At 64.5% G+C, this 6,586-nt stretch carries 4 protein-coding genes; all 4 read right to left on the reverse strand.

Annotation, left to right across the window (positions count from 1 at the left end):
• Positions 1 to 71: 71 nt before the first annotated feature.
• The 4 genes from hrpB to BC363_RS14495 all read right to left on the reverse strand — a co-directional run bounded on the left by hrpB (position 72) and on the right by BC363_RS14495 (position 6,130).
• On the reverse strand, positions 72 to 2,531 hold the full coding sequence (gene hrpB / locus BC363_RS14480) for an ATP-dependent helicase HrpB (RefSeq protein WP_065781638.1): 2,460 nt from the start codon (positions 2,529 to 2,531) through the stop codon (positions 72 to 74).
• Positions 2,528 to 3,193, reverse strand: coding sequence for an ATP-binding cassette domain-containing protein (locus BC363_RS14485; RefSeq protein ID WP_065781639.1), 666 nt, complete (start codon positions 3,191 to 3,193; stop codon positions 2,528 to 2,530). Before BC363_RS14485 ends, hrpB begins: the two co-directional genes overlap by 4 nt.
• Positions 3,194 to 4,825: an ABC transporter permease subunit gene (locus BC363_RS14490; RefSeq protein WP_065781640.1), complete on the reverse strand. Its 1,632-nt coding sequence runs from the start codon at positions 4,823 to 4,825 to the stop codon at positions 3,194 to 3,196.
• A gap of 75 nt (positions 4,826 to 4,900) precedes the next feature.
• On the reverse strand, positions 4,901 to 6,130 hold the full coding sequence (locus BC363_RS14495) for an ABC transporter substrate-binding protein (protein WP_065781641.1): 1,230 nt from the start codon (positions 6,128 to 6,130) through the stop codon (positions 4,901 to 4,903).
• Positions 6,131 to 6,586 lie beyond the last annotated feature (456 nt).

Raw genomic sequence — 6,586 nt, forward strand, 5'->3', positions numbered from 1 at the left:
GCTGCATAATTTTCCCCTTAAATCGCTTCCGATTTAAGGAATTATGCAGTGGCCCCGTCCGGGGTGTTACCTCATGTACCACGCGGCTTGGCCCGTGTCGTCGGCGCGGCCTCTGCCGGGTTCTCCGGCCAGGGGTGTTTGGGATAGCGCCCGCGCATGTCAGCCCGAACATCTCGCCACGACCCGGCCCAGAAACCCGGCAGGTCGCGCGTGGTCTGGATCGGCTGCCGGCCGGGCGAGATCAGCTCGAGCAGCAGCGGCAACCGACCGTCGCCGATGGTAGGATGTTTTTTGAGGCCGAAGAGTTCCTGCACCCGAATGGAAAGAAGCGGTTCGTCGCCGTCGTAGTGGATCGGATGCCGTTGCCCCGTCGGCGCCTCGAAATGCGTCGGCGCCAGTTTCGCAAGGTCGCGCTGCCGCTCGTGCGGGATCAGCGACAGCAATCCTTCGGAAAGAGCGCCGGCCTTGATATCGGCGATAGCGGTGACGCCGTGCTGAAACGCAACGAACCAGTCCTCGAGCGTCGCAAGCAGGGCTGCATCGGAAACATCCGGCCAGGGCTCGCCGATCGAGCGATGCAGGAAGCCGATGCGATCGCGCAGCTGCATCGCCTCCTTGGAAAACGGCAGAACCGCCAGTCCAAGCTGGCGAACACCATCGGCGAGTGCCCGTGCTGCACTTTCACCGGTCGGTCTTGGAAGCGGCGCTTCCTCGAAGATGATCGCGCCCAATCTTGTGACGCGGCGCGCCCGCACCTGGCGGCTTGCCCGGTCGAAGACGCTTTGCTCCTCCCGCACGATCGCCTCGGGCATATGCGCGTCGACGTCGCCGCGCGAAAGTTCGGCTGCCGCAAGCACGCGCTGGCCGCCGGCGCGACCCGTCAGGTCGGCGATCACGAGCATGTTCGCTGCCGCAAGGCGCTCGGTCTCGGCGATCTCCGCCCCGCGACCGTTGGCCATCACGAACCGCCCTCGACCACCGCGCTGAAGCGCGATGCGGTCGGGGAAGGCGTGCATCAGCAAGGCGCCGGGCTGGACCGGCTCATTCGACCTTGGCGCCCCTTTGAGTTCCGCCGCCATGCGACGGGCGAGGTTGCGCGATGCCTCGGCGCGGTCGCCGCGCTCCTGGCGGAAGCGGCGCAAGCGATCCTCGAGATCGATGGCGTTGCCGCCGAGGCCTTGCTCCGTCAGCATGACCGCCAGCAGACAAGCTGCCTCGCCCTGGCCTTCCTCGGCCGCCGAAACCGCCATCGCCGCAAGGCGCGGGGGCAGGGCCAGATCGCGGATCTTGCGTCCCCTCGGTGTCAGCGCGCCGGAGCCATCGAGCGCGCCGAGTTCGCTCAGCAGCTTTCGCGCTTCCTTGAGGGTGGTTTCCGGTGGTGGATCGATGAAGGCAAGCGCTGCGGGATCGTTGACGCCCCAGTGTGCCATGTCGAGCAGCAATCCGGAGAGGTCGCTTGCCAGGATCTGCGGCGGTGTGAAGGCGGCAAGCGCCGCGGTCTGGCCGGCATGCCAGAGGCGGATGGCGATACCCGGCTCCGTTCGTCCGGCTCGGCCGGCGCGCTGATCGGCCGACGCGCGCGAGACGCGCACGGTCTCAAGCCGGGTGATGCCGGTCGACGCTTCGAAGACCGGCAGTCGCTGCAGGCCGCTGTCGATGACGATCCGCACGCCGTCGATGGTGATCGAGGTCTCGGCGATCGAGGTGGCAAGGACGATCTTGCGCGTGCCTTTCGGCGCCGGCCGGATCGCCGTATCCTGCTCCTTCTGCGTCAGGTTGCCGTAAAGTGGGACGACCGTCGTATCGGCTGCGAACCGGTCGGCAAGCCGTGCCACTGTGCGGGTGATTTCGGCCTGTCCCGGCAGAAAGGCAAGGATCGAGCCCTCTTCGCTGCGGTGCGCCTCGACGATGGCGCGCACGACGGCCTCCTCGACGCTCTCGCCGCCGCGGTCCTGGTTTCGGATGTCGATGGGGAAACTACGGCCCTGGCTTTCGATGACGGTGGCATCGCCGAGCAATCCTGCAACCCGCTCGACGTCGAGCGTCGCCGACATGACGATGATCCTGAGATCGTCGCGCAGCGCGGATTGAACGTCGAGCGCCAGTGCCAGGCCGAAATCGGCGTCGAGCGAGCGCTCGTGAAATTCATCGAACAGCACCGCCGAGACGCCCGCCAGCTCCGGATCGTCGAGGATCATGCGGGCAAAGACCCCTTCGGTTACCACCTCGATCCGGGTTTTTGCCGATATCCGGTTGTCGAGGCGCATGCGGTAGCCGACGGTTTCTCCCACTTTCTCGCCGAGCAGCTCCGCCATGCGGCCGGCCGCCGCCCGGGCCGCGAGCCGCCGCGGTTCGAGCAGGATGATCTTGCCGCCTTTCAGCCAGGACTGTCCGAGCAGGAAGAGCGGCACGAGCGTCGTCTTGCCGGCGCCGGGCGGTGCCGAAAGCACGACGGAGCGGGCCCTATCGAGTGCCGCGGCGATCTCAGGCAGGACCTCGCGAACCGGCAAGGCAGGCAGGGTAAGCGTCACGATTGTGTCTCCGCTCCGATATGTATGAGCGCACCGCCGGCCGCAACCGCATCCGCTCGGTCGTGGGTCACAAGGATCGTCGGCAGGCCGGTGGAGCGGGCCTTGGCAAAGACCAGTTCGCGTGTCTGCTGACGCAGCGCCACGTCGAGCTTTGAAAAGGGCTCGTCGAGCAGCAGAAGGCGCGGCTCGGATAAAAGCACGCGCTGGAGGGCGACGCGCGCTTTTTGCCCACCCGACAGGGTCTCTGGATCGCGATCGAAGAACCCGCCGAGCCCGACCGCAGCAAGTGCATCCTCGGCCAGACGGCGCCTGATGTCGCGGCCCTTGATTGCCGCGGGAATGGCAAAGACGATATTGCCGCCGACGGAGAGGTGCGGAAACAGCAGCGGGTCCTGGAAGAGAATGCCGGTGTGGCGCTGCTGCGGCGGTGTGCCGATCAGATCGTCCGGCCCGAATAGAACTGCGCCGCTGGCGACAAAGGCCGGGTCGAGAAACCCGCCGATATAGGCAAGCAGCGTCGACTTGCCGGAACCGGATGGGCCCATGATCGTCAGCACGTCGCCCGGCATCACCGTCGCCGAAATGGAAAGCAGCACCCGGTCGCCGAGCCGGATCGTCACATCGGACAAAGTCAGAGGCGTCGTCTTGCCTGGTGTTTGCATTCAAATCCTCATTGCCCGTCGGTGGCGGAATAGCAATTGCGGCACCAGCGATGCAACGAGAAAACCCAAGAACGGCAACAGCGCCTGCAGCAACGCATAGACGCCGATGACGCGCCGATCTCCGCCGGATGAAAGCGCCACGGCCTCGGTGGTGATTGTCGTCACCCGTCCGGCGCCGATCAGCACCGTCGGCAGGTAGAGACTGACGGAGACTGCAAAGCCGACGGCAAATGCCGTCAGGCAGGCGCGAAGCAGCATCGGCAACCGGATGGTCAACAGGATCTTGAATCGCGACTTGCCCAGTCCCGATGCGATCTGTTCGTAGCGACGGTCGAGCGCCCGCCACGGCGGTGCCAGCGACAGCAGCACATAGGGCAGAACGAAGACGAGGTGCATGGCCGCAACGGTGGCAATCGATGGCGAAAGTCCGGCCACCACTGTCAGGACCTGCAGTCCGAACACGAAGGCGATCTCCGGGACCAGCAACGGCAGGAAGACGGGAAGCCAGCGATCGGCGGAATTGTTGGCGCTACGCGACAGCAGGCCGATGGCAATCGCAAGCGCGACGAGCGACGACAGCAAGCCGATGGTAACGGTGGTTGCCAGAGGTCCGGCGAGCTCCGCAAGGGCGCGTCCCCATACTCTGAGTGTAAGGCTTGCCGGCAGACTATCCGGAAAAGGCCATAGTCCTGCGATCGACCACAGGGCGAGCAGACCGAGACCGGCGAAGATGAACGCCGCAGACAAGGCCGTTATCGCGGCCGCGGCCAGGCGAAGAAGTCCATCGTCGGACAGGCGTTTTCCCGAAGAACTCAGGCGCCGGTGGCAAAGGCGCCCAAGCCGTTCAACGCCGATCCAAGTCACGATCGCGAACAGGCTGAGCGCAAGCTGCAGCACGGCGCCGGCCGAGGCGAGGAAACGGGCGCCGACGTCGTCGTCGGCCAGCCATTGGGCGACGCGCACCGGCAATGTCGGCGGCAGTCGGGGCCCAAGGATCATCGCGACGTCGACCACCGAGGTCGAATAGACCAGCACCGCGAAAACCGGCAGCCGGATCTGCCGGTAAAGCAGCGGCCAGAGCGCGACGACAAAGCCCGGGACCCGGCCATAGCCGAGTGCCGACATCAGGCGTCGCGCATTTGCCAGGGGCAGCTGCGGCAGCGCGGCCAGCATCACCAGTAGCAGAAACGGCATCTCCTTGGCGACGAGGCCGGATATCATCGACAGGCCGAGCGGATCGTTCGGGATGAGCCAGTCCGGCGGCTGCAGGAAGCCAGTGAGTCCGGGAGAAACGAGCCGAAGCAGGAAGCCGGACGGCGCGATCAGAAAGGCGATCGCAAATGCGGATGCGGCGTGCGGAACAGCCAGCAGCGGCGAAAGCAGATGCTGGATGAAGGCGAAGGGCCGCGTGCCGGCAAAGCCGGCGACGAAGGTGGCGACCACCACAAGGGCGACGAACGTGCTGGTCAGCCCCGCCGCCAGACTGACCAGGGCCGAACGCAGGATATGCGGTTGGGCGGCCAGCTCCGCGAAATGCCCGAGCGTGAGCTGTGCGCCGCCGAGTGCCGGCAGGTAGCCGAAGGCCGGCAGCAGGGTGCCGGCCAGGCCGGCCAGCACCGGCAGGCACAGCATCACGGCAAGGCCGGCGCCTGTACTCCGCCGCAGGAAGTCCCTCACAGGGATGTCCGGCTGCGCGGACGCTCAGCCCTAGTTGGCGGCGCCATATCGACGGATCCATTCGGCCTCGATCCGCACCATCCAGTCGGGATGCGGTTCGTCGAGGGCCGGGCCGAGCCGATCGGGCGGCAATGTCGCGACGCCGAGATCGAGGGCGGCAAAGGCGGCCCGGTCCGCGTCCGACAGTTTCGGCATTGCCAGCACTGTCGGGTCGCCCCAGAAGCGGGCTTCCTGTTTGCGCAACTGCGCTTCGGGGGAGAGAAGGAAATCTGCAAGCAGCAGCGCGCCCGCCTTTGCATTGGCATTATAGGGAATGGCGACAAAATGGGTGTTGCCGAGGGTTCCGCCGGAAAAGACGAAGGAGCGCACGCTGTCCGGCAGTTCGCCATTGGCGATCGCGGCCGAGGCTTCGGCGGGATTGAACGCGAAGATGATGTCGAGTTCCCCGTCCGCCAGCTTCTGCTTCATATCGGGATAGTTCTGCGGATAGGCCTTTCCCTTGCGCCATAAGAAGGGCGTCAGCTGGTCGAGATAGGCAAAGAGTGGCTCCACATCCGTCTGAAAGGTTGTCTCATCCACCGGCTTCAGCAACTTGCTCCGGTCGTCGACAAGCTCGATCAACACCTGCTTTAGGAAAGACGAGCCGATGAAATCCGGGGGCTGGGGATAGGAGAAGCGCCCAGGATGAGCTTTTGCCCAGGCAAGCAGGTCTTTTGCCGAATCGGGCAGCTGCGCGGTCGGCGGCGTGCGGGCCGAATCATAGAAGAAAACGAGTTTGGCGCCGCCCCAGGGGCTTTCAAGCCCTTCCGTCGGCACGGTGAAATCGGTGAGGATCGTCGGCTTCGTCTCGTGGTCGACATAGGCCCAGTTCGGAAGCCTTGTTGCCCAGCCGGGGCTAAGTAGCAGGCCCTGCCGCTTCATCGCGGCAAAGTTCTCGCCATTGATCCAGATGAGATCGACGGTGCCGGCGACATCCTTGCCCGCCGATTTTTCCGCAAGCACACTTGCGACCGCCTTGGCGGTGTCGTCGAGTTTTACATGCACGACATCGACGCCGTAGCGCGCCTTCATCTGTTCGCCGGCCCAGGCGATATAGGCATTGATATTGGTCGAACCGCCCCAGGCGTTGAAATAGACCGTCTCGCCCTTGGCTTCCGCGACGACGGAGGTCCAGTTATCGATGTCGATGGCAGCCGCCGGGCTGGCAAGGCCGATTGTGGCGACGACCGCCGCTGCCCATCGTCTTGCCCATCCGATCATTCGCACGCTCCCCCCGCATTCCGTGTTTCGGCGCGAAGGTAAGGCAAGTGCCGGTGACGTCAATGCGCGCCTTGGGCGCCAACCGTCACGTTTCGGTGAAACGCGGCCCGCCCGGATTTGGGTCCGGCTTGTCGTGAAAACGAGCAATTTGCCCGCGGAAAGTCGGCTTCTGTCGACGTACTTGAAGGGATGGGATCGTGAGTGCTGGTGTTTCCGCGGTTCGCGACTTTGGTTTTTACCGATTTGGGCGATGGTTCTGGTTCTGGTTTGGGTGTTTTGCTGGTCTGTTTCGGGCTGTTGATAACTTCCGTTTGAATTTGTTATTTATTTTCAATGTGTTGTTCGATCTTGTCGGTTTTTTGAAATTGACTGTTGACGTCTGTGAGGATGGGGGTCTATAAGCCCGATCACTGACGAGGGCGGCGGCGCTGCTGGCGACGATGTCCTTCGTTCTTA

Origin of the sequence: Ensifer sp. LC384 (genome assembly GCF_001695865.1) — a bacterium.
Classification (GTDB): domain Bacteria; phylum Pseudomonadota; class Alphaproteobacteria; order Rhizobiales; family Rhizobiaceae; genus Ensifer.

Bases quoted from the DNA above. Each gene is read 5' to 3' on its own strand.
- BC363_RS14485 (WP_065781639.1), bottom strand. From the start codon at position 3,193: ATGCAAACACCAGGCAAGACGACGCCTCTGACTTTGTCCGATGTGACG.
- BC363_RS14490 (WP_065781640.1), bottom strand. From the start codon at position 4,825: ATGCTGTGCCTGCCGGTGCTGGCCGGCCTGGCCGGCACCCTGCTGCCG.
- BC363_RS14495 (WP_065781641.1), bottom strand. From the start codon at position 6,130: ATGATCGGATGGGCAAGACGATGGGCAGCGGCGGTCGTCGCCACAATC.